Origin of the sequence: Patulibacter medicamentivorans, assembly GCF_000240225.1 — a bacterium.
GTDB lineage: Bacteria > Actinomycetota > Thermoleophilia > Solirubrobacterales > Solirubrobacteraceae > Patulibacter > Patulibacter medicamentivorans.
Window position 1 is genome coordinate 1 of sequence record NZ_AGUD01000306.1, and the last position, 23,804, is coordinate 23,804.

20 protein-coding genes and 1 pseudogene are annotated in these 23,804 nt (G+C 74.7%); 11 read left to right on the top strand and 10 right to left on the bottom strand.

Annotation, left to right across the window (positions count from 1 at the left end):
• Positions 1-403 (top strand): annotated as a pseudogene (locus PAI11_RS21950) (hypothetical protein); the annotation flags it as partial.
• A 41-nt stretch (positions 404-444) separates the two neighbouring features.
• Here the strand turns inward: PAI11_RS21950 and PAI11_RS21955 are convergent.
• A complete protein-coding gene (locus PAI11_RS21955; RefSeq protein ID WP_007578833.1) occupies positions 445-1,566 on the bottom strand; it encodes an asparaginase in 1,122 nt (373 codons plus the stop codon).
• Positions 1,567-1,635: 69 nt separating this feature from the next.
• Here PAI11_RS21955 and PAI11_RS21960 point away from each other — a divergent pair, with 69 nt between their 5' ends.
• The 4 genes from PAI11_RS21960 to aspS all read left to right on the top strand — a co-directional run bounded on the left by PAI11_RS21960 (position 1,636) and on the right by aspS (position 6,079).
• Positions 1,636-2,001, top strand: coding sequence for a GTPase-activating protein (locus tag PAI11_RS21960; RefSeq protein ID WP_138974483.1), 366 nt, complete (start codon positions 1,636-1,638; stop codon positions 1,999-2,001).
• 66 nt (positions 2,002-2,067) lie between these two features.
• Positions 2,068-2,697, top strand: a complete 630-nt coding sequence (locus PAI11_RS21965; protein WP_244406583.1) for an MBL fold metallo-hydrolase — start codon at positions 2,068-2,070, stop codon at positions 2,695-2,697.
• Between the two features lie 4 nt (positions 2,698-2,701).
• Positions 2,702-4,102: a histidine--tRNA ligase gene (locus tag PAI11_RS21970; RefSeq protein WP_007578836.1), complete on the top strand. Its 1,401-nt coding sequence runs from the start codon at positions 2,702-2,704 to the stop codon at positions 4,100-4,102.
• A gap of 21 nt (positions 4,103-4,123) precedes the next feature.
• Positions 4,124-6,079: an aspartate--tRNA ligase gene (aspS, locus tag PAI11_RS21975; protein WP_007578837.1), complete on the top strand. Its 1,956-nt coding sequence runs from the start codon at positions 4,124-4,126 to the stop codon at positions 6,077-6,079.
• On the opposite strand, the gene PAI11_RS21980 is transcribed toward aspS, so the two are convergent.
• Positions 6,080-8,332 (bottom strand): PucR family transcriptional regulator, encoded by a 2,253-nt coding sequence (locus PAI11_RS21980; protein WP_040601363.1) that lies wholly within the window; start codon positions 8,330-8,332, stop codon positions 6,080-6,082.
• Positions 8,333-8,758: 426 nt separating this feature from the next.
• Between PAI11_RS21980 and PAI11_RS21985 the strand changes: the two genes are divergently transcribed.
• Positions 8,759-9,826, top strand: coding sequence for an Ig-like domain-containing protein (locus PAI11_RS21985; protein WP_007578839.1), 1,068 nt, complete (start codon positions 8,759-8,761; stop codon positions 9,824-9,826).
• 138 nt (positions 9,827-9,964) lie between these two features.
• Entirely contained in the window at positions 9,965-11,965 is a 2,001-nt protein-coding gene (locus PAI11_RS25040; protein ID WP_007578840.1) for a DUF7933 domain-containing protein, read from the top strand.
• Between the two features lie 73 nt (positions 11,966-12,038).
• Here PAI11_RS25040 and PAI11_RS21995 read toward each other — a convergent pair whose 3' ends face one another.
• The 5 genes from PAI11_RS21995 to PAI11_RS22015 all read right to left on the bottom strand — a co-directional run bounded on the left by PAI11_RS21995 (position 12,039) and on the right by PAI11_RS22015 (position 17,856).
• Positions 12,039-12,779 carry a VIT1/CCC1 transporter family protein gene (locus PAI11_RS21995; RefSeq protein ID WP_007578841.1) on the bottom strand — a complete coding sequence of 247 codons (741 nt, stop codon included), beginning with the start codon at positions 12,777-12,779 and terminating at the stop codon, positions 12,039-12,041.
• Between the two features lie 148 nt (positions 12,780-12,927).
• Positions 12,928-14,451 carry a flavin-containing monooxygenase gene (locus PAI11_RS22000; protein WP_007578843.1) on the bottom strand — a complete coding sequence of 508 codons (1,524 nt, stop codon included), beginning with the start codon at positions 14,449-14,451 and terminating at the stop codon, positions 12,928-12,930.
• Positions 14,448-15,590, bottom strand: coding sequence for an alpha/beta hydrolase family protein (locus PAI11_RS22005; RefSeq protein WP_007578845.1), 1,143 nt, complete (start codon positions 15,588-15,590; stop codon positions 14,448-14,450). The genes PAI11_RS22000 and PAI11_RS22005 overlap by 4 nt, the downstream gene beginning before the upstream one ends.
• A complete protein-coding gene (locus PAI11_RS22010; protein WP_007578846.1) occupies positions 15,587-16,435 on the bottom strand; it encodes an SDR family NAD(P)-dependent oxidoreductase in 849 nt (282 codons plus the stop codon). Before PAI11_RS22010 ends, PAI11_RS22005 begins: the two co-directional genes overlap by 4 nt.
• Positions 16,432-17,856 carry a cytochrome P450 gene (locus PAI11_RS22015; RefSeq protein WP_138974484.1) on the bottom strand — a complete coding sequence of 475 codons (1,425 nt, stop codon included), beginning with the start codon at positions 17,854-17,856 and terminating at the stop codon, positions 16,432-16,434. Before PAI11_RS22015 ends, PAI11_RS22010 begins: the two co-directional genes overlap by 4 nt.
• Positions 17,857-18,003: 147 nt before the next feature.
• Here PAI11_RS22015 and PAI11_RS22020 point away from each other — a divergent pair, with 147 nt between their 5' ends.
• Positions 18,004-18,642 carry a TetR/AcrR family transcriptional regulator gene (locus PAI11_RS22020; protein ID WP_007578850.1) on the top strand — a complete coding sequence of 213 codons (639 nt, stop codon included), beginning with the start codon at positions 18,004-18,006 and terminating at the stop codon, positions 18,640-18,642.
• Here the strand turns inward: PAI11_RS22020 and PAI11_RS22025 are convergent.
• Positions 18,593-19,045 (bottom strand): hypothetical protein, encoded by a 453-nt coding sequence (locus tag PAI11_RS22025; RefSeq protein WP_007578852.1) that lies wholly within the window; start codon positions 19,043-19,045, stop codon positions 18,593-18,595. The genes PAI11_RS22020 and PAI11_RS22025 overlap by 50 nt on opposite strands.
• A 48-nt stretch (positions 19,046-19,093) precedes the next feature.
• Between PAI11_RS22025 and PAI11_RS22030 the strand changes: the two genes are divergently transcribed.
• Both PAI11_RS22030 and PAI11_RS22040 read left to right on the top strand, forming a co-directional pair.
• A complete protein-coding gene (locus PAI11_RS22030; RefSeq protein ID WP_007578854.1) occupies positions 19,094-19,459 on the top strand; it encodes a DsrE family protein in 366 nt (121 codons plus the stop codon).
• Positions 19,460-19,965: 506 nt separating this feature from the next.
• Positions 19,966-20,514 (top strand): hypothetical protein, encoded by a 549-nt coding sequence (locus tag PAI11_RS22040; protein ID WP_007578856.1) that lies wholly within the window; start codon positions 19,966-19,968, stop codon positions 20,512-20,514.
• Positions 20,515-20,606: 92 nt separating this feature from the next.
• Here the strand turns inward: PAI11_RS22040 and PAI11_RS22045 are convergent, their stop codons facing one another.
• Together PAI11_RS22045 and PAI11_RS22050 are read right to left on the bottom strand one after the other, a co-directional pair.
• On the bottom strand, positions 20,607-20,816 hold the full coding sequence (locus tag PAI11_RS22045) for a DUF4287 domain-containing protein (RefSeq protein WP_007578858.1): 210 nt from the start codon (positions 20,814-20,816) through the stop codon (positions 20,607-20,609).
• 82 nt (positions 20,817-20,898) lie between these two features.
• The gene (locus tag PAI11_RS22050; protein ID WP_007578860.1) at positions 20,899-23,040 is read right to left on the bottom strand and encodes an MMPL family transporter; all 2,142 of its coding nucleotides are present in this window, start codon (positions 23,038-23,040) and stop codon (positions 20,899-20,901) included.
• A 106-nt stretch (positions 23,041-23,146) separates the two neighbouring features.
• On the opposite strand from PAI11_RS22050, the gene PAI11_RS22055 reads away from it, so the two are divergent.
• Positions 23,147-23,791, top strand: coding sequence for a TetR/AcrR family transcriptional regulator (locus tag PAI11_RS22055; RefSeq protein WP_040601365.1), 645 nt, complete (start codon positions 23,147-23,149; stop codon positions 23,789-23,791).
• Positions 23,792-23,804: the final 13 nt, after the last annotated feature.

The window sequence follows — 23,804 nt, forward strand, 5'->3', positions numbered from 1 at the left end:
GACCGCCGGCGCGGTGCTGGTCGCCGCGCGGCCGCCGCTGGTCGCCTTCAACCTGGAGCTGGGCGGGGCGGCCACCGTCGACGACGCCCGGCGGATCGCGGCGCTCGTGCGCGACGGCGGGGCCGAGGGGCTGCCGGGCGTGCGGGCGATCGGGCTCGAGCTGGCGCACCCGGACGGCCTGGCGGGCGGCGCGCCGATCGCCCAGGTCTCCTGCAACGTCGAGGACCACCGCGCCGTCCCGCTGGCGGCGCTGGTCGCCGCGGTCGCCCGCCATGCGCCGGTCGCCGCCTGCGAGCTGGTCGGCCTGCCGCCCGCCACCGCCTTCGACGGCTTCCCGGACGACCTGCCGGTGCGCGGTCGGCGGACGCTCGAGGACGCGCTGCGCGGGGACGCGGGCCGGTAGCCGGTCGGTCGGCTCGCCCGACGTCCGCGCGCGGCGGGCCGTCAGTGGCCGGCCGACCGGGCGATCGCCGCGGTCGAGGGCACGTAGCGGGTGGCCGGCGGGTGGCGGCGGCCCATCGGGGCCGACTCGCCGGCGATCGGCCGCCGCATCAGGCTGCGCGCGACGGCCGGGTCGCCGTCGGCGGCGGCCAGCGCCCACATCAGCTTGACCGTCGCGGTCGCGCTGAGGACGCCGGGCAGGAATCCGACGCCGGCCCCGGTCAGGGTCGGCAGCGACGGGTAGTACGAGCCGGCCACCTCGGGCGCGGCGGCGACGGTCGCCGCGACGATCCCGCCGCGGGCGGTCACGAAGCGGGCGAACCGCTCCAGCGACGCGTCGTCCTCGCCGGTCGGTCCGGTCGCGCACGGGTACAGCTCGGCGACGACCCCGCGCAGCCCGCCCGCGCGGACCGCGGCCTCGAGCGCCGCGAACGGCATCCCGGGGTGGACCCGCAGCTCCAGGACGCGGGGGTCGAAGCGCGCGACCGTCGGCATCGCCGGCGGGGGGACGGGCAGCGGCCACGGCGCCAGCCGCATCAGCCTGCCGCCGACGACCTTGGCCACCGGCCCGCCGTTGGGCGAGACGAACGCCTCGCCCGACGCCCGGTCCTTGCGCACCCGGGTCCCGAGGTGGACGAGCGCGTCGCCGTCGGGGCTGCCGGCGAAGATCAGGTAGACGCCGGCCGGCAGGGTCCGCAGCGCGATGATCGCCTGGCGGACGTTGTTGCGGGCGTCGCTCTCGGGATCGTCGGGCGGCAGGTTCGAGCCCGTCAGGACGACCGGGATCGACAGGTCGGCGAGCGCGAACGACAGCGCCGCGGCGGTGTAGCTCATCGTGTCCGACCCGTGCAGGACGCAGATCGCCTCGGCGCCGCGCTCGGCGAGCCGACGGCAGGCGGTCGCGATCGCCTCCCAGTGCTCCGGTCGCGCCTCCTCGGAGTGCAGCTCGACCGGGCGCCGGACGGTCAGCTGGTGGGACCCGAAGGCGGCCAGTGGTCCGGCCAGCCAGCCGGGCATCCCGCCGGCGTCGTTGCCCCGGACGAGGCGCACGACCTCGGCGTCGTCGGAGCTGGTCGAACCGATCGTCCCACCGGTGAGGACGAGTCCGAGGCGGTTTCGGGCCATCCGCTCCAGCGTACGGGTTCGCCGCTGGAGGCTCCTCGCACGGCCCCGTCGCTACCCTTGCTGGCGCGCATGGCACGTTCGACGAAGCGCCGCACCAAGCACCGCGGCAACGCTGCAGGGATGATCGAGAGCCGCGGGGCGACGGGCGGTCGTCCCGGCGGGTCCTCGCAGAAGAACGGCGGCAAGCCGCGCGGCGGTGGTCGGGTCGACCCGCGCCTGCGCGAGCCGACCTGGCGCTCAGCGTTCATCCGCGCGCTGATCGCCGCCGGCATCTTCGTCGCGGTGATGCTGGCGCTGAAGGGCAACCCGGTCTCGGTCGCGCTGACCGGCGTGATCCTGCTCGGGCTGTACACGCCGTTCGGCTTCTACACCGATCGCTTCTTCTACCGCCGCCGGATGGCCAAGCTCGGCCAGCAGGACCGCACCAAGAAATGACGTCGCGCCGGCGACCGCCGGCGCAGCCCGATCCCTCCGACCGAAGCCACCGCCATGGACGTCCGCATGTTCACCCTGGGCATGATCCAGGAGAACGCCTTCCTCGTTCGCCGGCCCGGGGCCAGCGAGGCCGTGATCATCGATCCCGGCGACGAGGCCCCGAAGCTGCTGGCCGCCTTCGAGGAGCTGGGCGTGACGCTGGCCGGGATCCTCGTCACCCACACCCACTTCGACCACATCGGCGCGGTCGCCGACCTGCACGACGCGACCGGGGCCGAGGTCTGGTGCCCGGCCGGCGAGGTCGAGATCCTGCGCGATCCGAACGCCGTGATGCGGTGGGAGGGCTTCGGGCCGTTCCGCGGCTACGACCCCGAGCACCTGGTCAAGGGCGGCGACGTCGTGTCGCTGGCCGGGTTCGACTTCCAGGTCGTCTCGACCCCCGGCCACAGCCCCGACCACGTCACCTACGCGCTGCCCGACGAGGGCGCGCTGTTCTCCGGCGACGTGCTCTTCCAGGGCTCGGTCGGCCGCACCGACCTGCCCGGCGCCGACCACGCGACGCTGATGGCGTCGATCGGCTCGCTGCTGGATCGGTTCGACGACGCGACGACGGTCTACCCGGGCCACATGGGCCCGACGACGCTCGGCCGCGAGCGCCAGACGAACCCGTTCGTCCTGCAGATCCTCGGGGCCTAGGCCCGTGGCCGAGATCATCCGCGCCCAGCGCGGCACCCACGACGTCCTGCCCGACGAGGGGTCGCGGCGCCAGCTGATCGAGCTGGCGTGCCGCGAGATCCTCGGGAACGCGGGCTACCAGCGGATCGAGACGCCGATCTTCGAGGCGACCGAGCTGTTCCACCGCGGCGTCGGCGGCAGCACCGACATCGTCCAGAAGGAGACCTACACCTTCGACGACCGTGGCGGCCGCAGCCTGACGCTGCGCCCGGAGGGCACCGCCGGCGTTGCCCGCGCCTACCTCGAGCACGGGATGCACAAGCTGCCGCAGCCGGTGCGGGTCTGGTACTGGGGGCCGTTCTTCCGCTACGAGCGCGCCCAGGCGGGCCGCCAGCGCCAGTTCTGGCAGTTCGGCGCCGAGGCGCTCGGCAGCGACGATCCGGCGCTCGACGCCGAGGGGATCGTGCTGCTGCAGCGGATCATCGAGCGGGTGCTGCGCTCCGGGGCGACCCAGCGCGCGCTCGCCGAGCGGCGCGCGGCAGGCGCGACCGGCGTCGATCAGGACGCGGTGGCGGTAGCGGCGGACGCGGCGGTCGCCGCTGCCGGCCTGCGGCTGCGGATCGGCTCGCTCGGCTCGATCGCGGGCCGGGCGGCCTACCGCGAGCTGCTCGTCGCCTACCTGCGCGAGCACCAGGACCGGCTCTCGGCCGAGGTCGTCGAGCGGATCGACCTCAACCCGCTGCGGGCCTTCGACGCCGACGACCCAGGGACCCGCGAGGTGATGGCGGGGGCGCCGCTGCTGCTCGACCACCTGCCGGCCGAGGACGCCGAGCACTTCGCCGAGGTGCGGGCGCTGCTGGACGCGGCCGGGGTCGCCTACGAGATCGACCCGACCCTCGTCCGCGGGCTCGACTACTACTCGCGGACGCTCTTCGAGTTCACCTCCGATGCGCTCGGCGCGCAGTCGGGAGTCGGCGGGGGCGGCCGCTACGACGGGCTGGTCGAGCAGCTCGGCGGCCCCGCGACGCCGGCCTTCGGCTGGGGCGCCGGGATCGAGCGGCTGCTGCTGTGCCTCGGCGAGATGCCGTCGCACGCGCGCCGCCCGGTCGCGTACGTGATCTGGCCGGAGGGCCGTCGCCGCGAGGCGTTCGCCGTCGCCGACGCCGTTCGCACCATGGGCTACGCGACCGAGCTGGACCTCGCCGGACGCGGCCTGAAGGGCCAGCGGCGACGGGCCGAGCGGTCCGGCGCCCAGAACCTGATCAGCGTCCAGGACGACGGCACGCTGGCGGTCCGGCGGATCGCCGACGGGCGCGAGGAGGCGGTGGCCGACGCCGCCGCGGCGGCCGACCTGGTGGGCCGCTGGCAGTGGCCCGAGGACCAGGCGCCGGCACAGGGCGCCGGGCAGCAGACCGGCAGCGCCTGACGGCCGATACGGTTGCGGGCGATGCCTGCCCCCGACCAGCGCCCGTCCGCGACCACCACGCCGCCCTCCAACGCCGACGCCCGCCGCGACGCGCTCGACGCGCGGGTAGCCGGGCTGGTCCGCGACACCGTCACCGGGGCGCCGCTCGTCGCCAACCGCTTCCGCGGCGCCTGGGCCGGGACGATCGGCGAGGGCCAGGTCGGCGAGACGCTGCGGGTCGCCGGCTGGGTCCATCGCCGTCGCGACCACGGCGGGCTGATCTTCGTCGACCTGCGCGACCGGACCGGGCTGCTGCAGGTCGTCTTCGATCCCGACACGTCGGGCCCCGAGGTCTTCGCCGCGGCCGAGCGGCTGCGCAGCGAGCACGTGATCTCGGTGCAGGGCGTTCTGGCGGCCCGTGGCGCCGAGCACGTCAACCCGCGGATGGAGACCGGCGCGGTCGAGCTGCGGGTGGCGGAGATCGACGTCCTGGCCGAGGCCGAGACGCCGCCGTTCGCGGTCGACGAGGACGGCGACGTCGACGAGCTGCTGCGGCTCAAGCGGCGCGTGATCGACCTTCGCCGCGAGCGCAACCGCGACGCCCTGCTGCTGCGCAGCCGGATCGTCCGCGAGATCCGCTCGGCGCTCGACGAGGAGGGCTTCCTCGACATCGAGACGCCGATGCTGACCCGCTCGACGCCCGAGGGCGCGCGCGACTTCCTGGTCCCGTCGCGGCTGCAGCCCGGCAGCTTCTACGCGCTGCCGCAGTCGCCGCAGCTGTTCAAGCAGCTGTTCATGATCGCCGGCCTCGAGCGCTACTACCAGATCGTCCGCTGCTTCCGGGACGAGGACCTGCGCGCCGACCGCCAGCCGGAGTTCACCCAGCTGGACGCCGAGCTGAGCTTCGTCGACGAGGACGACGTGATCGCCGTCTTCGAGCGCGTGATGGCGCGGGCGTTCGCCGCCGGCGGCCTCGACGTGGCGGCTCCCGCGTGGGAGCGGATGGGCTACGACGAGGCGCTGCTGCGGTTCGGCAACGATCGCCCCGACCGCCGCTTCGGGCTCGAGATCCAGGAGCTGTCGGAGGCCCTGAGCACGACCGAGTTCAAGGTCTTCGCCGGCACGCTCGCGTCCGGCGGCGTCGTCCGCGGGATCAACGCCGGCGGCCTGACCGTGCCGCGCAAGCAGCTCGACGAGCTGACCGAGATCGCGAAGAAGGCCGGCGCCGGCGGCCTGGTCTGGGGCTTCGTCGAGGAGGACGGCTCCTGGCGCTCGCCGATCGCGAAGTTCCTGACGCCCGAGGAGATCGAGGCGATCAAGGGCACGCTGTCGGCGTCGCCCGGCGACCTGCTGCTGATCGTCGCCGACAAGGCGCCGACGGCGGCCAACGTGCTCGGCACGCTGCGGCTGGAGCTGGCCGACCGCTTCGACCTGCGCGAGGACCGCAACGACGTGCTCTGGATCGTCGACTTCCCGATGTTCGAGCACGACGCCGGCGAGGACCGCTGGGACGCGATCCACCACCCGTTCACGCAGCCGTGCGCGCCGGGCGGCGCCGCGGTCACCGCCGACGAGCTGCGCCCCGGCGGCACCTACGGCCCGGGTGGCGCGGAAGGGCCGGGCGCGCTGCACTCGCGCGCCTACGACCTGGTCGTCAACGGCTGGGAGGTCGGCGGCGGCTCGATCCGCGTCAACCGGATCGAGCAGCAGCAGGCGATCCTCGAGCTGCTGGGCTTCACGCCCGACGACGCCCAGGAGCGCTTCGGATTCCTGCTCGACGCGCTCAAGGCCGGCGCGCCGCCGCACGGCGGGATCGCGTTCGGCATCGATCGCCTGGCCGCGCTCTGCGCCGGCCGCGACTCGCTGCGCGACGTGATCGCGTTCCCGAAGACGGCATCCGGTGGTGACCCGCTGACCGGTGCTCCGGCGCCGGTCGACGCGACCCAGCTGCGCGACGTCGGGCTGCGGTCGACGGTCGAGGCGGCGCCCGCCGGCTGATCAGGCGCGGTGGCCGAGGGCGTCGGCGACGACGCCCCCGGCCAGCAGCAGCAGGTCCTCGATCCGGGTGTAGGAGAGCTCGGTCAGCTCGGCGATCCGCCGCAGGCGGTGGTCGAGCGAGTTCGGGTGCAGGTGCAGCGCGCGCGCCGTCGCCTGCCGGTCGAGGTCAGCCGCCAGGTACGCGCGCAGCGTCGCGACCAGGTCGGGGCCGCGGCGCCCGGCGGGGCTGTCGAGCCGTCCGACGACGCGCGCCCGCAACGCCGCGGCCAGCGCCGGGTTGGCGTCGATCAGCAGCTCGAACGACCGGTCGGTCGCGACGACCAGGCCGCGGTCGCCCTGCTGGTCGGCGATCCGCAGCAGCGACCGCGTGGTGGCGACCTCGTCGTGCAGCCGGTCCAGCGGCATGCCGTCGCCGACGGCGGCGAGCAGGCTCGGCGGCAGCTGTCCCAGCGGCAGATCGGCGGGGACCACCGCGATCACCTGCCCGCCGCGCTCGGCCGCCGGCCAGCCGCCGGTGCGGAACGCCGACGCCAGCTGGCTGCCGCTCGCGACGCCGTGGCCGGTCGCCGCGACCGGCCGCAGCGGCTGGTCGCCGTCGAGGCCGAGGTTGCGGGCGGCCGCGTGCACGCGGCGGGGGTCGCTGACGGCCGCGGTCAGCGCGTCGATCAGCTCCTGGCTGCCGGAGGTCGGCATCGGCTGCGCGGATCGCGGGGCCTCCTTGGCGGCGCGGGTGATCGCGCTGGCGTAGCGGAACAGCCGGCCGGCGACCATCGGCAGCACGACCCGGTCCTGGGCGGTCGTCTCCGCGAGCAGCGCCTCCCAGATCATCGTGCCGGCCAGGCCGGCGGCGCGCAGCGTGTCCTCCGGCGTCACCCCGAGCGCCAGGTGCTCGAGGATCCGCTCGTCGGCGCGGCCGAACTCGAGCTCGGCCTGGGGGCGGGGGTCGCAGAGGATGGCGAGCAGCTCGTCGATGCCCTCGCGAACGCCGGGCAGCAGCGCCACGTCGCTGTCGGGCAGGGCCGCGAAGCTCGGATAGTGCTCGCGATAGCCGGCGGCGATCGCGGCCGCCAGCGCGTCGCGGTCGACGCGGGCGGCGACATCGGCCGCGACGTTGGCGGGGTACGGCGGCTCGCGTGGGGGCGGCGGCGGCGCGGTCCGGTGGCGCTCCAGCTCGGCGGCCTTGAGCCCGAGCGCGACGACGCAGCGCGCGTGGACCCGCTGCAGGTCGAGCCCGGTGACCGCCGAGATCCGGCCGGCGCGGTACCGCAGCGTGCTCGGGTGGACGCCCAGGGCGGCGGCCGCCGCCTGGCGGTTGAGGTTGGCCTCGACGAGCGCCCGCGCGGCGGAGCGCAGGTCGGCCTCGCCGCGGCTGGCCGTCCGCAGGCGCTCGATCGGCAGCGCCATCGTCGCCGCGATCGACGGAGCCGCCAGCAGCATCCGCTCGAACAGCAGCGCCGGCTCCGCGACCGTGCCGCGGTGACCGAGCAGGTGGGCCGTCGCGGCCAGGTCGGCGAGCGCATTCCAGCGCGACTCGAGGTCGCCGAGGTCGCCCGGCTCGCCGAGGGCGACGAGCGCGTCGGCGCCGACCGCGTGCGGCTCGAACGGCCGCTCGGCGAGGCCGACGATCGCGCCGGGACGGGTGATCGCGATCGCGCCGGCCCGGCGCAGGCGGCGGGCGAGGGCCGCGTGCTCGCGCGGGCGTCCGGCCGCGGGACGGACGACGAACGGCCGGCGGGCGCGATCCAGGTCGACCCCGAGCCGCTCGGCGGCGGCGCGCGCGTCGGGATCGGCGGCGGTCGCCGAGGTGGCGAGCAGCCGGCTGGCCGCCTCGTCCTCGAGCGCGTCGGGCAGCTGCTGGGCCATCGCGACCGCGACGTCGTAGATCAGCCCGGCGATCGACAGCAGCCGGTTGCAGGCGTCGAGCAGCGGCTCCAGCTCGTGCGGGTAGGAGGTCCGCGCCAGGTGGTCCCAGAGCACGGGGGTGCCGACCGAGAACCAGGCCACCACGTCCTCGACCCGCAGCCCCCAGACGGCCAGGTCGGCGCACCGCTCGCCGATCGCCAGCGCCTCGTCGGGACGGTAGCTGCGGTCCTCGGCGAGCAGGGCCAGCAGCATCTCCAGGTTGCCGGCGACGGCTGATCGCAGTGGGCCGGCGACGACCTCGGCCGGCATCGCGGCGAGGGTCGGGACCTCGAGCGTGATCGTCGACAGCACCGCGTCGACGACCGTGTCGCGGTCGAGCCGCTGCACCACCGCCGCGACCGACGACGAGGGGATCGACGCGCCGTCGGCACGTGGTTGCGTCTCCGCGACGATGGCTGCTGGCTCCCTTCCGATGACCCGGTCCGACCCGACGAAGGCGACCGTAGCAATCCGCCCCGAGGCGCTGCGGAAACGTTTGATGCTGGTGGAACGACCGCGTGGGGCCGACGTCCGGCGTCCCTGGCATGGGGGATGGCCGTGCGGGCGGATCTCGCTGGACGCCGGTCCCAAGCGGGAGCCCGCCAACTTCGTGACCGCTGACGAGTCTCGGCCCCTCGAACGTCGTCAACATCGTGCTGCCGCCGGTGATGGGCCGACGGTGCAACCAACGAAGGGGGACCGATGGCAATTCGGACAGCTGGTCCGAGGACGCGACGCGGCCGGTGGGCGGCCGCGCTCGCGACGACGGTGGCGGCGATGGCGCTGGCGGCCGCGCCCGCCGGGGCCGTACCGCAGACGAACCCGATCCCGCTCGACACGCTGGCGGCCGCGCCGGTCAACGGCGCGCTCGCCAACGGCGCCGAGTGGACCGTCGACACCGGTGGCCCGTGGACCGGCGGCAGCTACTACCACTTCACCTGCGCGACCGGCGCGCAGACCTGGACCTTCGACCGCCCGGTCGACCTGCGGTTCGGGATCACGGGCCTCAACGCCCCGGGCGAGAGCGTCCAGCTCCCGGTCGGCGTCGAGCCGGTGTCGATCGACCCGCTGCACCAGTGGGATCCGGCCACGCGCACCGTCTCGCGCGTGACCAACGCCAGCCAGACCCGGGTCTCGGTCTTCACGCTCGCGAACACCGAGGAGCTGGTGCTGACGCCCGTCGGCGGCTGCGGCTGGTCGCGCGGGGTCTCGTTCATCGAGGTGACCTCGGAGGTCCAGGCGGATCCGCCGTCGGTGTCGATCGACGGCCCGCAGGACGGCGCCGAGTTCTACGCCGGCCAGCAGGTTCCGGCGCAGTACGCCTGCCAGCCCGCCACCGGGACCACGATCGCGTCCTGCGAGGGCGACGTCGCCAACGGGGCGAACGTCGACACCTCGTCGCCCGGCACGAAGACGTTCTCGGTCAAGGCGGTCGGCAACGACGGCCAGGAGACGACCAAGACCGTCACGTACACGGTTCGCAAGTCGAAGGCCGGCATGCGGATCGAGCCGTCGGTTCTGGCGATCCTCCCGGCGAAGCCCGGCAGGGGCCTGCTGCCGCTGAGCCCGCTGGCACGCGTCACGCTGACGTTCGCGGCGCGGTTGGTCGACGAGGGCGGCAAGCCGGTCGTCGGTGAGAACGTCACGTTCACCGGCGCCGGTGGCAGCTGCACCGCTCGCACCGACGCCGACGGCGTCGCCAACTGCGGCGACTTCGTCAACGGCCTGGTCTCGCTGCTGTCGCTGGGCTACAGCGCCCGCTTCGACGGCAGCGCCACGCAGCAGCCGGTGGCCGGTCACGGCTACCTGATCGAGGCCACCGACCTCGGTCTGCGGCTGCTCTAGCCGCTCCCGGGAAGGCGAGGGGCGGCGTGCCGCCGTCCCTCGCCCCCGATGGCTCGCGGGCGCCGCTCCCTCCGTACTCCGGCGCCCCGCCCCCCTTCGGGTGCATCCGCGCCCGCCCCCCCCCAAAGGAGATCCACGATGAAGAAGACGCTCCGCGCGCTCGCGCGGCGGCGGTCGACGGCCCACGGCCTCGATGCCGTCGCGCCCACGCACCACGCGAATCCCACCACCTGCGCCGCTGGCGCCCCCACCGTCGGTCGGGCGCTGGCGGCCGCGGCGATCGGCACGGCACTGAGCATCGGCCTGGCCGCGCCCGCGGCGGCGGCGGTCACCGGTCCGAACCTCGCCGTCAACGGCGACGCGGAAGCGGCGCTCGGCGGGGAGTGGGTCAACGCGACCGGCGCGCTGGCCCGGGCGCAGCACGGCGTCGGCGGGTACCCGGGGTCGTCCATCATCGGCGGCGGCAGCTTCGACGGCGGGACCTACCTCTTCTACGGCGGCAGCACCGCGACGATGGAGACGGTCCAGACGATCCAGCTGACCGGCGCCGACCTGACCGACGTCGCGGCCGGCGGCGTGCACTCGTCGCTGAGCGCGTTCATCGGCGGCTACGCCGGCCAGGGCGATCACCTGGGGCTGGAGGCGACCTGGAAGGACGCCCTCGGCAGCGACCTGCTGACCCAGGTCCTGGACCCGGTCACCAACGTCGAGCGACGCAACCGCAGCGGCTTCCTCCCGCGCGAGGACATCCAGACGATCCCGGCCGGCGCGACCCAGGTCGCGGTCAAGCTGACGGGCACCCGCACCAGCGGGACGGCCAACGACGGCTACATCGACAACATCTCGCTGCGGCTGATCCGCGGCAACCCGCCGCAGCTGTCGAAGGCGTTCGGCCCGACCTCGACCGCGCCCGGCGTGCCGTCGCGGCTGACGCTGACGATCGCGAACCCGGATCCCGAGGCCGCGACCGGCTGGACGTTCACCGACGACCTGGCGGTCGGGCTCGCGATCGCGTCGCCGGCCAACGCGACGACGACCTGCCCGAACGCGGTCGTCGAGGCTCCCGACGGCGGCGAGACGATCGGCGTCACCGGCGACGTCGACGCGTCGTCCAGCTGCACGGTGTCCGTCGACGTGGTCGGCGACGCCAAGGGCACCTACGCCAACGGCGCCGACAACATCAGCGCGATCGGGCTGCTGCGCCCGGCCGAGGACGCCAAGCTGGTCATCGAGGACCCGGCCGCCCCGACCGCCCGGATCGCCGACCCCGGCGTGAGCGGTCCGATCGGCCAGGGCGCCACCGTGCCCGTCGACTTCGGCTGCGACGGCGGCATCGCCCCGGTCCGCTGCGAGGGCACGGTGACGCTGCCCGACGGCACGGTCGTGCCGATCGCCGACGGCGGCCCGCTGCCCACCGGCCAGCCGGGAACCCACACGATCACGGTCACCGCGACCGACGCTCGGGGGATGGTCACCAAGACCACGCGGACCTACGTCGTGGCCGCGCCCGCGCCGGCGCCGAGGAGCGAGGACGACGTCCTGCTGGAGTGCGGGCGGATCCCGGTGACGCTGATCGACGTCACGCGCGGCTCGCGGAGCCGCCGCGGCGGCTGGTCGCGGACGACGATCGTCGGCGTCGCCGACCGGCGCTTCGCCGGCCAGCCGGTGGCGATCCGCTACCAGGCCACGAACCGGGTCGTGGCGCGGCCGACGGTCGGCGCGGACGGGCGCTTCCGGGCCCAGGTGGCCGATCCCGACCCGCGCAACCGCGCCGACGCCGAGAAGCGCCGCTACCGCGCCGAGATCGGCGGCGAGCGGTCGCTGGCGCTCAAGCTGACCCGCCGCTTCACGACCACCTCGGTGACGCCGAAGGGCGCGCGCTGGGTCGTGCGCGCGACGGCGACCAGGCCGCTGGTCAAGGGCCGCGCGACCGTCGAGGTCCGGATCAAGAACAGCTGCGACGGCAGCGGCTGGAAGACGATCGGCAGCGGGCGCCTGGCGGCCAGCGGACGCGTCGTCAAGCAGATCCCGGCCCCGAGGCCCGGCAGCTTCCAGGTCGTCCGGCTGGTCACCACCGTCGACGGGGTGAACGGCCGCAAGGCCGGCCGCACCTACACGGTGCCGCGCGGCCTGCGCTGAGCGGCAGCGCGGCGCGCGGGAGGCGCCTCTGGCCGCGCGCGGCCGGGGGCGCCGGCCCGGGCCCTCGACGGCGTCAGATCGCCGTCCCGACCGCCGCGCCGATCAGGTAGGTGACGGCCATCGCGGCCGCGCCCCAGCCGAGGACGCGCACGGTCGCGGGACGGCGACGGGCGCCGCCGAGCCGGGCGCCGATCGCGCCCAGCGCGGCGAGCGCCACCAGGGTCACGACGACGATCACCGGCGTCCGCGCCCCGTCGGGCACCAGGCCCGCGGCCAGCAGCGGCACGATCGCTCCGGAGGCGAAGGCCGCGGCCGACGATCCCGCGGCCTGCACCGGGCGGGCGCGGCGCTCCTCCTCGAGGCCGAGCTCGTCGCGCAGATGGGCAGTCAGGGCGTCCCGCGCCGTCAGCGCCTCGGCGACCTGCCCGGCCAGCTCGGCGGGCAGCCCGCGATCCTCGTAGATCGCCTGCAGCTCCGCCAGCTCGCCCTCCGGGTCGGTCCGCAGCTCGTGCTCCTCCAGCCGCACGTCGGCCAGCTCGGTGTCGCGCTGCGAGCTGACCGAGACGTACTCGCCGGCCGCCATCGACAGCGCGCCGCCGACCAGGCCCGCGATCCCGGCGGTCACGATCGCGCTGCCGGAGGCGCCGGACCCGGCGACGCCGAGCACCAGGCTCGAGGTCGACACGATCCCGTCGTTGGCCCCGAGGACGGCCGCCCGCAGCCAGTTGGAGCGGTAGCTGAGATGCGACTCGGCCGCCGAGACGGCCGGGCCGGTGGCGACGGTCGGCGCCTCGGGAGGGGATCGGAAGGCCATCGGGGTCCTCGGGTCGAACGCGGGCTTGCGCGGGCGCTCGGGGAGCCGCCCGTGCTGAGCCACGCTAGCCGCGGCGGATCGCGGAGGGATCGGGAGCCGCTACGGAGACGCGTCCGGGGAGGACCGCGGCCTCAGCCTGGATCCAGGCTCAGGCGCCGGCGGCGGCCTCCACCGCGGCACCGTCGGCGACCGTGAACCGGTAGTCGTCCAGATCGAAGCGGGCGCTGTGCCACGCGGCCTCGAGCGTCAGCGACGAGCGGAACGGGACGTCGCCGTGGCGGTCGAAGTAGTAGCTGTTGGCGACCGAGCAGCTGTCCTGGAAGAACACCTGCCTGCCGCGACGGGCCAGCATCGACTCGAAGTAGCGGCGGTTGGCCTCGGGCGTGACCTCGATCGCGGTCGAGCCGTCGCGGCGCGCGCGCTTGAGGCAGCGGACGATGTGCCGGACCTGGTTCTCGATCAGGGTGAAGTAGCTGGCCCCGTTGTAGCCGTACGGGCCGAGGACCAGGAAGAGGCTCGGGAAGCCGGGGACGCTGATCCCCTCGTAGGCCTGGAAGCGGTGCTCCATCCACCAGTCCTCGAGGTCGACCTGTCCGCGGCCGCGGATCGGGAACGGCGGCATGTTGCCCTGGTCGAAGACCTTGAAGCCGGTCGCCAGGATCAGGACGTCGGCGTCGTGCTCGCTGCCGTCGGCGCAGCGGATCCCGGTCTCGGCGACGGCCTCGATCGGCGTCGTCTCGAGCGTGACGTTCGGCCGGTTGAAGGTCGCCAGGTAGGTGTTGGAGAAGCTCGGGCGCTTGCAGCCGACCGCGTACTCCGGCGTCAGCTTGCGGCGCAGCTCCGGGTCCTTCACCTGCCGCCGCAGGTGCGCGCGGCCGAGCCGCTCGGCCCCGTTCGCGGCCGGCAGGACGCCGTGGAAGTGCGCCGGCAGCGGGAAGGTCGCCTCGACGAAGGCCTGGCTGGCGATCCGGGTCACCAGCTTCGCCCCGGGCAGCCGCGAGAGCGCCGCGCGCACCGGCCACGGCAGCGCGGCGTCGGGCCGCGGAAGGCACCAGATCGGCGTCCGCTGGAAGACGGTCAGGTGCTCGACCTCGGACGCGATCGACGGGATCACCTGGACCGCCGAGGCGCCCGTGCCGATGATCGCGACCCGCTTGCCGCGCAGGTCCTGCTCGTGGTCCCAGCGGGCGGTGTGGATCACCGGTCCGGCGAACGCCTCGACCCCGGCGATCTCGGGCCGCTTCGGCTGGGTCAGCACGCCGGTGGCGCCGATCACGAAGCGGGCGGTGACGGTCGAGCCGTCGCCGATCTCGAGCCGCCAGAGGTGCTCGCCGTCGTCGAAGGAGGCGCCGGTGACCTTGGTCCCGAAGCGGATCCGGCTGCGCAGGCCGTAGCTGTCGACGCAGTGCTCGGCGTAGGCCTTGAGCTCGCGACCGGGCGCGTAGACCCGCGACCAGTCCGACCGCTGCTCGAACGAGAACTGGTAGCTGAAGGAGGGGATGTCGACCCCGATCCCGGGGTAGGTGTTCCAGTGCCAGGTCCCGCCGACGCCGTCGCCCTCCTCGAGCAGCACGTAGTCGAGGATCCCGGCGTCGTCGAGCTTGATCGCCGCGCCGATGCCGGAGAACCCGGCCCCGATCACGACGACCTCGTGGTCCGGCTGCTCGCTCATCGATCGTCCTCGGTCGCGGTGGTCGGCGCGGCGGGCGCCGCGCCGTCGATCAGCTCGCGCATCGCGCTCAGGTAGCGCTCGCGCCCCAGGTGCAGCACGTGGCTGCCCGGGAACCAGTGCAGCTGCGGCTGCCGCCAGTGCTCCCACAGCAGCACGCTCTGCGACGGCGGCGCCAACCGGTCGCCGAGCCCGGCCACGATCATCAGCCGCTCCCGGGGCAGCAGCGCCGGGTAGTGGAGCGGGCCGTGCACCAGCAGCGCCTGCTCCAGCAGCTCGCGCGGGACGCCGCCGACGGTGCGCGCCGCCGCGCCCGCCAGGTTGGCCGGGAACCAGCCGTTCAGCAGCGGTGGCAGGCTGGTCACGGCGGCGTTCGGGATCGCGAAGTCCAGCCGCGGGTCGACGGCGGCGGCCAGGGCGCTGGTGTAGCCGCCGAGCGACAGCCCGGTGACGCCGATCCGCGGCGCGCCCTGCGCCTGCAGGTGGTCGAGCAGCGCGCGGAAGTCGTGAATCGCGTGCAGGATCGCCTCGCTGAAGTGCGCCATCCCGTGCGCGAACAGCTCGACGCCGTTGACCGGCGCCCAGCGGCCGCGACGCGACCCGTGGAAGGGCAGCGTGTAGAGCGCCACGTCCCAGCCCTCGGCGAAGAACCGCTGGAGCGAGAAGAACGCGCTGTTGAACCACGCCGGCGACGCGCCGAAGCCGTGGATCACGCAGAGCGTCGGGCGCGGGCCGTCCTCGTGGCGCCAGTGCTGCGCCCGGGCGGTCGCGTTGTTGAGGTGGCGGGCGTAGTCGCGGCGCAGCGCCGGGTTGCGAGCGACGTAGGGGCTGGCGAAGCGCAGCAGCTCGACCCGCCCGCCGGGGACCCCGGGGCCGCGGCCGGGGGCGGCGACGACGTCGACCCGCTCCGGCGGCAGGAAGACCGCGGTCGGATCGCCGGCGGCGGCCAGCTCGGCGTAGAACTCCAGCCGCCGGCGCTCCTGGCGCCGCAGGTCGGTCGCGGCTGCGGGCAGCACCGCTCCGGCCAGCACGCTCGCGAGACCGGTGCGGAGGGCGTAGTCGCTGGCGACGGTGGCCCGGTAGGCCAGCTGGGTCGCCAGCGGCAGGTCCCCGGGGCGCGGCAGCCCGGCGACGGTGCTCATGCGCGGCCTCCCCGGACGCCCGCGAAGACCCGTGCCAGCGACGCCCGGGTGGCGAGTGCCTGGACCGGCTTGGGCACCACCGGCAGCAGCCGGTAGGCGATCGCCGACTCCAGTCCGACCGGCACCAGCTCGTCGTTGCGGGCGACGGCCCGCGCGATCGCCCTGGCGACCAGGTCGGGGGAGTGGCCGAAGCGGAACGCGTCGGCGATCCGCTGCTGGCGCTCGGCGACCGGCCCGACCATCCGGGTCCGGGTGGCGATCGGCGTGTTGATGACGCCGGGGCAGATCGCGCTGACGCCGACGCCCGCGGCGGCCCAGTCGGCGCGCAGGCAGCGGGAGAAGGCGACGACGGCGGCCTTCGACGCGCAGTAGGCGGCCATGTCGCGGCTCATCGCGTAGGCGGCGCCCGAGGCGACGTTGACGACGTGGCCGCGACCGCGATCCACCATCCGCGCGCCGAAGGCCCGCGAGCCGTAGGCGACGCCGTCGAGGTTGATCCCCATCAGCCAGTCCCAGTCCTCGACCGCCGACTCCAGGAACGGGCCGGCGATCCCGACGCCGGCGTTGTTGACCAGCACGTCGACCGGTCCCTCGTCCTCGATCGCGTCGGCCAGCGCCGCGACCGCGGCGGCGTCCGCCACGTCGCAGGTCCAGGCGCTGGCGGCGGGGGTGGTCGGACGCCGGTCCCGGCAGGCGACGGCGGTCCGGTCGGCGGCGTCCCCGTCGATGTCGACGCAGGCGACGGTGGCGCCCATGCCGGCGAAGCGCAGCGCGGTCGCCCGGCCGATCCCGCTGCCGGCGCCGGTGACGACGACGCGCGAGCCGTCGATCGGGAAGCGGCTCATGCGGCCACCGCCTCGCGGGTCGCGGCCGTGGCCCGGCGACGGGCGACCATCGGCATCCCGTAGCGGGGCCGGATCGTCATCGTCGCCTCGCGGGCGATCGGATGGCCGGGCAGGATCTCGTAGGTGAAGCACCGGCTCATCATCGCGGTGATCAGGGTGGTCTCGATCAGGGCGAAGCTCTGGCCGGCGCAGACCCGTCGCCCGCCGCCGAACGGCAGGTAGGCGGAGCGGTGGTGCTTGCGGCCGTTCTCGGGCAGGAACCGGGTCGGGTCGAAGACCTCGGGGTCGGGCCAGAACCGCTCGTCGTGGTGCAGCTCGTTGACGGGGACGATCACGACCGAGCCCTTGCGGATCCGGTGCCCGTCGATCTCGTCGTCCTCGACGCAGACGCGGGGCACGATCCAGGCGGGGGAGAAGAGCCGCATCGCCTCCATCACGCAGGCGGTCGTCCAGGGCAGCCGGCGGACGTCGTCGAACGCCGGGCGGCGGTCGCCGAGGACCTCGTCGACCTCGGCCAGCATCCGATCGCGGGCCTCGTGGTTGATCGCCAGCAGGTGCCACATCCACGCCATCGCGTTGGCGGTCGTCTCGTGCCCGGCGAGCATGAAGGTGCAGGCCTCGTCGCGCACCCGCCGCAGCGGCAGCGGTTCGCCGTCGTCGTCGCGGATCGAGAGCAGCAGGCCGAGCAGGTCGTCGTCGCGGCCCGGGTTGGCCTGCCGGTCGTGGATGACCTTCCAGACGGTGTCGTCGATCGTGGAGAGCACGTCGTGGAGCTGGTTCAGCGGCGGGGGGAGGAACGGGACGTGCTGGATGATCGACACCGCGGCGCGGGTCAGCGGCGTCGGGGGGTTGCCGGCGAGCATCAGCCGCGCCGCGCGCTCCGAGGCTCGCAGGCCGAGCGTCACCCGCGAGCCGATCTGCTGGGCCAGGTCGGCCATCCCGCGCCCGAACAGCGCCGAGCCGACGACGTCGAGGGTCAGCTCGGTCATCGCCTCGGTCATCTCGATCGGCTGGCGAGCGGCCGGGTCGTCCTCGTAGCGGGCGACGAACCGCTCGATCGGGTCGACCATCAGGTCGAAGAGGTCGGTCAGGTGGCGCTTGGCCAGGACCGGGTTGATCATCATCCGGTGGCGGCGCCACGACTCGTCCTCGTCGGTGAAGAGGCTGAGCCCGACGGCGGCGCGCAGCATCTCGTACTCGATCGACTTGTGGTACCGGTCGACGCCGCCGTGGAAGACGTGGTCGACGTAGTCGGGGTGCTTGAGGATGTAGACCGTGCGGCGGTTGAAGCGGAAGCTGGCGATGTCCTCGCCGGGGATCCCGCGGACGATCGGGCTCTCGACGCCGAGGCCGTTGCGGACGACGTCGCTGATCACGCGCACGCCGCTCATCCGCGGCGTGCGGGCATGGGTGGCGGTCATGCCCGGGCCTCGCGGCGACGGGAGCGCTGGCCGAGGCGGGAGCGAGGCTCCACGGCAGCCGGATCCTGGTCTGACACCGGTCCCTCCGAACGTCGAATTTCACCGATCACGTGATCGATGAGCGGCAGAGTAGCATCCGCTGATCACGTGATCGACGAATCCGCCACCGAGGCACCGCCCCGCCGGCCGACGCGCGCCGAGCAGCGGGCGGCCACGCGCGAGTCGATCGTCCGGGCGACGGCGGACTGCCTGGTGGCGGAGGGCTACGCCGGGGTCACGACGCGGCGGGTCGCGCAGCGGGCCGGGATCGCCCAGAGCACCGTGATGCACCACTTCGAGACGCGGGAGGCGCTGCTGGTCGAGGCGGTCGAGCACCTGGCCGTGCGGCTGGCGGCCAACGCCTTCGAGCGGATCGACCTGGCGGCGCTGCGGACCCCGGACCATCGCGCGGCGGTGCTCGACGAGGCCTGGGTCGAGTTCACCTCGCCCGAGTCGCTGGCCGCCGCCCAGGTCTGGGCCGCCGTCTGGGCCGAGCCCGAGCTGGCCCCGACCCTCCGCGAGCTCGAGACCCGCGTCACGGTGATCATCGTCGAGGCCGCGCGAGCGCTCTTCCCCGAGCTGGCCGACGATCCCCGCCTGCCCGCCCTGATCGACTCCTCCGTCGCCCTGATCCGCGGCCTCGCCGCGGCGATCCCGATCTGGGGCGGCGAGGCGGTGACGGCCCGGTGGGAGGCGATCAAGCCGCTGGTGGTCGAGGCGGCGGCGCACCTGCTGGACGAGGGGTAGCGCGCGGGCCCGGCGGCCGCCGGGCCAGCAGGGCGATGCCGATCGTCGCGATCGCGCCGAGGACGGGCACGGCTCGGCGGGCGGCGGTCGGGGAGAGGACGAGCTGGAACAGCGGCACGGGGTCGCCGAGCCGCTCCTGCAGCCCGCCGAGGGGGCAGTCGCCGCCGTTGGCGGTGACTAGGGCGCCCTCGGCGGCGAGCGCCGCGACCGCGACGCGCAGTCCGCGGCCGCGGCGCCTGGTCAGCGCGCTCCACCAGACGTCGACGATCGCCACCAGGAAGCCGGCGGTGATCAGCGCATGGACCACGCGGAAGGCGCGGGCGCCATGGGACAGGTCCGACTCGGCCACGTCGTCGATGATGGCGGTCGACGGCGGGTCGCGCTTGCGCGCCGGGCGCCGCACGGCGATGCTGCGCTCTCGCGGGTACGAGGTCGAACGAGGGCGTGGGTCATGTCGAGCAAGGTCCTGATCAATCTGGCGACGGGTCTCGAGGACGCGGAGCGGGTGACGGTCGCGTTCCTCGTGGCGGGGGCGGCGCTGGAGCGCGGGCGCGAGGTCGCGATGTTCCTGACCAAGGAGGCGGTGCGGCTGGCGGTCCCCGGCCACGCCGAGGGCGTCGCCTGCGACGGCTGCCCGCCGCTGCCGCGCCTGTTCGGCCAGTTCGCCGAGGGCGGGGGCCAGCTGCTGGTCTGCCCGATCTGCGTGAAGTCGCGCAAGCTCGACGAGGCTGGCTTCGTCGCCAACGCCCGCGTCGCCGGCGCGACCCCGATGTGGGAGTGGCTGGGCGACGACGCGGGGACGGTCTTCAGCTACTGATCGCCGCTGCTTCGGCGGCCCCGGCCGGGCGCGGCGAGATCGCTCGCCGGGACGGCGAAGGGAGTACGTTGGAGTTGCAGCGATCCACGTGGTCTCCCCGGAGACCGACGCCCGGCGGGCGCCCGTGAACCACGGGCCCCGCGCAGGCGCCCGACCCCCGCGACCATCTCCCCGTCGAGCGTCGCACGCGCTCAGGAAGGTCGGGAACGACATGCCGACCACGGAAGCACCCAGGACCGATCATGGCGGCCGGCCGCACGGCTACCGCAACAGCCACGTCGCGCGCCTCTGCGGCGCGTGCGGCGCACCGCTCGCGGCCCAGGAGGACGCCTGCTGGAAGTGCGGCCACGCCGTCGGGGACGACGCCGCGACGCCCACGCCTCGGTCGCAGCCGACCTGAGCCGAGGTCTCGGTCGGGATCCGGAGCGGGCTCGAACCCGCAGCCGTCGCGGGTGGGCGACGGCCCGGCGGCGCGGTCGCCCGCCACGGTCTGCGATGGTCCGGCGATGCCCGCGCGCGGCACCCCGATCGAGTTCTTCCGCGGACCGACCCAGCGCTACCGGAGCGTGCTGCACCGCTCCGACGGCGTGCTGGTCGAGCTGGACGGCGGCGGCTACAACAAGGTCGGCGGCGCGGCCGGGCGCGTGCCCCACGACCTGGCGCACTTCGTGGTCGAGGACCGCCTGGGACTGGCGTTCGGCCTCTGGGGCGTGATCGCCGCCGGCGGCCTGTTCGCGCACACCGCGATCGTCGGCGGCCGGCAGCCGCCGCACGCCGCACGCCGGGCGCAGGCGGTCGTCGACCGGGCGGGCGACCGGCTCTCGCAGGCCGAGATGCTGACCCGCGCGGTCGCCGACCTGGCGCTGGCGGATCGGCCGCGCGACGTGGCGGGGCTGGAGCGCGCACTCGGCGAGCGCTGGTGGTCGCCGGCGATCACCGCCGAGCGGCTCCAGGCCGCCTGCGACGGGCTGCGCCAGGCAGGGGAGCAGTGGGCCGCCCTCCCGGTCGGCGAGCCGCTGCGGGTGGCGTGGCGGCTGCCGCTGCCGCGGCGGTGAATGGGTGCGGCCGGCGGCGGTCGACGAGGTCGAGCGCCGCGGGCCGCCACCGGCTCCGGCCGCCGCGGCGCCCGATCGGCGACGCAACGCGGTCAGGCCCGGTCCTCCCGCAGCGTGTCCGCCACCAGCGCGTCGGCGTGTCCGTGGCCGAGGCCGTGCTCCTCCTTGAGCCACGTGACCAGCTCCATGTGCCTGGTCGGCGGAGCAGCGCGGATCAGCGCCTTCCAGTGGCTGATCGGCTGGCCGTGCTTCTTCTCGATCGATGGGAAGTACGAGGCGGGGCCCTTGGGCGGTGTCGTCATGGTCGCTCCTGGCGGGTCGATGGTCGTTGCTGCTGCGTAGGACCGGCGGGCGCGGCGATTCTCATCGGAACCGAGGGATGGATCAGGCTTCGATCACCACCCCGCCACCCCGCCGCCCACCCGCCGCCCCACCCAGCTCCTCCGGCATCCCCTCGTCCACCCCGATCCGCGCGTGCAGCCGTCGCAGCGGGCCGGGCGACCACCAGTTCCACTTCCCGAGCAGGGCCATCAGGGACGGCACCAGCAGCGTGCGGACGACGAAGGCGTCGAGCAGCACCGCCACGGCCGCGCCGGCTCCCAGCTCCTGGAGGAAGACGACGTTCGAGAGCAGGAAGGCGCCGAGGGCGACGGCCAGGAGGATCGCGGCGGCGGTGACGATCGCGCCCGTTCGCTGGATCCCGACCGCCACGGCCTCGCGATCGGACATGGGGTGGGCGGGGTCCCGGTCCCTGGCCTCCTTGATCCGGGTCAGCAGGAAGACCCCGTAGTCGGTCGAGAGGCCGAAGACGATCGCGGCCATCACCAGGAAGTCGGTCTGCTCGATCCCTCCCTGGCTGCGGTAGCCGAGCAGCCCCTGCAGCCGCCCGTCCTGGAAGATCCAGACCAGGATCCCGGTCGCGGCGGCCGTCGTCAGGACGTTCATCAGCAGGGCCTTGATCGGCAGGATCACCGACCCCGTCATCAACCACAGGATCGACAGCGTCGCGATCAGCAGCAGGCCCGCGGCCAGCGGCAGCATCCGGCTGACCGCCGCGCGCTGGTCGTGCAACGCCGCCGCCGTCCCGCCGGCCTCGACCGCGTACGGCGAGGGCACCGCACGCACGGCCTGCAGCGTCCGCAGCGCCGAGGCCGAGATCGCGTCGCTGCCGGCATCGACGTCGATCTGCCAGAGGCCGCTCCCGACCGGCCGCGCCGGCGCCACCCGCTCGACGCCCGCGACCGCCGCCAGGCGCCGCTCGTAGGACGCCAGCCGCGCTCCGGCGTCGCGCGGCGCGCGCACGGCCAGCGTGATCGGACTGCTCGGAGCGGCGGGGAACTCGCGCGCCATCGCGTCCGCCACCACCCGCGCGCTCTTGCTCGCCGGCAGCACGCTCTGATCGACCCCGCTCCACTGGGTCCGCAGCGACGGCGCCGCCAACACCAGCATCACGACCGCGGCCAGGACCGCGAAGGCCCCCGGCCGGCGCATCACGGTCCGCGCGGTCGCGTACCAGCGGCCCTGGCCCTCGGGCAGCGGCCGGACCTTGCCCAGGCGACCGCCGAGCAGCATGAACAGCGCCGGCAGCACGGTCAGCGCCGCCGCCGCGGCCACCAGCGACACCAGCGCGCCGCCGATCCCCATCGAGACCAGGAACGGCAGCGGGAAGACGCACAGGCACGCCAGCGCCGCCGCCACCGTCAGCGAGCTGAAGACGACGGTCCGCCCGGCTGTCGCCATCGTCCGCCGAACCGCGGTCGGCGGGTCGTGGCCGTCGCCCAGCTCCTCACGGAAGCGCGAGACCAGGAACAGGCTGTAGTCGATCGCCAGGCCGAGCCCGGCCGCGATCACCAGGTTGAGGGCGAAGGGGGAGAGGTCGACGACGACGTTGACCAGCCGCAGCAGCGCGAACGTGGTCAGCACCGTCAGCGCCCCGATCGCCAGCGGCAGCGCGGCGGCGATCCCACGGAAGAACAGGAAGGCCAGGATCGCGAGGATCGGGAAGGCGATCATCTCGCTGCTGCCGAGGTCCTCGGTCGCCTGCTGACCGACCTGGACGAAGCCGACGTCGGCGCCGCCGAGCTTGACCGCCGGCTGGTCGGCGACCTCGTCGACCAGTCGCTCGACCGCGTCGCTGCGATCGACGCCGGCCTTCAGCGTCGCCGCCACCACGCTCGATCGCCCGTCCTTCGCCACCAGCGGCGAGGATCCGCGGACCGGCGGCGTCGTCACCCGGGCGACCGCCGGATCGGCGCGCAGCGTCGCCGCCGCCCGCTCGACCGCGGCGCTGCCGGGGCGGTCGCGGACGAGCGCCAGCACGCCCGGCTCGGCGGCCGCGCCGGTCGCGCGCTCGAGCGCCTGGCGAGCGGCGGTCGACTCCGCACCCGGATCATCGAAGGCGCGGTCGGTGTTGAGGATCCCGGCGGCGGGCCCACCGAGGACCCCGGCGATCAGGAACGCCACCAGCGCGAGGACGGCGACGCGGCGGGGACGGCGGATTCCGAGACGGGCGAGGCGGGACGGCATGGCGAGGCTCCAGGGAGGACTTGCTGGATGACTGTCGTACATGTACAACGTTCAGTTACTGCCGTCAAGCGACGCCTCGGCGGGGCGCGGACTAGGCTGGAGGGTGATGGAGGCACGGGCCCGCAATCCCCGCGGCGAGGGCGACCGGCTGCGCACGACGCTGCTCGACGTGGCGACCGAGCTGCTGGCCGAGGTCCACGACGTCGATCAGCTCTCGGTCCGGGCGGTGACGTCCGCGGCCGGGGTCAGCCCGACGGCGCTCTACCTGCACTTCGCGGACAAGGACGAGCTGGTCACCGCGATCAAGCTCCGCTGCTTCGCGGCCCTGAAGGAGCGGCTGGACGCGGCGATGGCCGAGCGCGACGGCGATCCGCTGTCCGCGCTGCGGGCCGCCGGCCACGCCTACCTGGCGTTCGCCCGCGAGCAGCCGGGCTGGTACGCGGCGATCTTCCACACCAACTTCCGCAAGGACGTCGATCCCGGCGAGTACCGCCTGGGCGGGGACGGGATGGAGACCTTCGCGGTGCTGGTGACCGCGGTCGCCAGCTGCCTCGGGCGCCCCGAGGACGAGGACGCCTTCGCGATCGCCACGATCCTCTGGACCGCGCTCCACGGACGCGCGTCGGTGACCCGGGCGATGCCCGGGTTCCCGTTCCCGGACGAGCGGTCGTGGATCGAGCGCCTGGTCTCCGGGATGGTCGACGCCGGGGCCGCCGCGGGCGATCGTACGGCCGGCTCCCCAGCTGACTAATGTTCAGATCATC

Coding starts and splice junctions, on each gene's coding strand:
- PAI11_RS22040 (WP_007578856.1), top strand. CDS start 19,966: ATGCCCGCGCGCGGCACCCCGATCGAGTTCTTCCGCGGACCGACCCAG.
- PAI11_RS21985 (WP_007578839.1), top strand. CDS start 8,759: ATGGCGCTGGCGGCCGCGCCCGCCGGGGCCGTACCGCAGACGAACCCG.
- PAI11_RS21995 (WP_007578841.1), bottom strand. CDS start 12,779: ATGGCCTTCCGATCCCCTCCCGAGGCGCCGACCGTCGCCACCGGCCCG.
- aspS (WP_007578837.1), top strand. CDS start 4,124: ATGCCTGCCCCCGACCAGCGCCCGTCCGCGACCACCACGCCGCCCTCC.
- PAI11_RS22000 (WP_007578843.1), bottom strand. CDS start 14,451: ATGAGCGAGCAGCCGGACCACGAGGTCGTCGTGATCGGGGCCGGGTTC.
- PAI11_RS22050 (WP_007578860.1), bottom strand. CDS start 23,040: ATGCCGTCCCGCCTCGCCCGTCTCGGAATCCGCCGTCCCCGCCGCGTC.
- PAI11_RS22005 (WP_007578845.1), bottom strand. CDS start 15,590: ATGAGCACCGTCGCCGGGCTGCCGCGCCCCGGGGACCTGCCGCTGGCG.
- PAI11_RS21960 (WP_138974483.1), top strand. CDS start 1,636: ATGGCACGTTCGACGAAGCGCCGCACCAAGCACCGCGGCAACGCTGCA.
- PAI11_RS22055 (WP_040601365.1), top strand. CDS start 23,147: ATGGAGGCACGGGCCCGCAATCCCCGCGGCGAGGGCGACCGGCTGCGC.
- PAI11_RS22015 (WP_138974484.1), bottom strand. CDS start 17,856: ATGACCGCCACCCATGCCCGCACGCCGCGGATGAGCGGCGTGCGCGTG.
- PAI11_RS21955 (WP_007578833.1), bottom strand. CDS start 1,566: ATGGCCCGAAACCGCCTCGGACTCGTCCTCACCGGTGGGACGATCGGT.
- PAI11_RS22010 (WP_007578846.1), bottom strand. CDS start 16,435: ATGAGCCGCTTCCCGATCGACGGCTCGCGCGTCGTCGTCACCGGCGCC.
- PAI11_RS25040 (WP_007578840.1), top strand. CDS start 9,965: ATGAAGAAGACGCTCCGCGCGCTCGCGCGGCGGCGGTCGACGGCCCAC.
- PAI11_RS22030 (WP_007578854.1), top strand. CDS start 19,094: ATGTCGAGCAAGGTCCTGATCAATCTGGCGACGGGTCTCGAGGACGCG.
- PAI11_RS21965 (WP_244406583.1), top strand. CDS start 2,068: ATGTTCACCCTGGGCATGATCCAGGAGAACGCCTTCCTCGTTCGCCGG.
- PAI11_RS22045 (WP_007578858.1), bottom strand. CDS start 20,816: ATGACGACACCGCCCAAGGGCCCCGCCTCGTACTTCCCATCGATCGAG.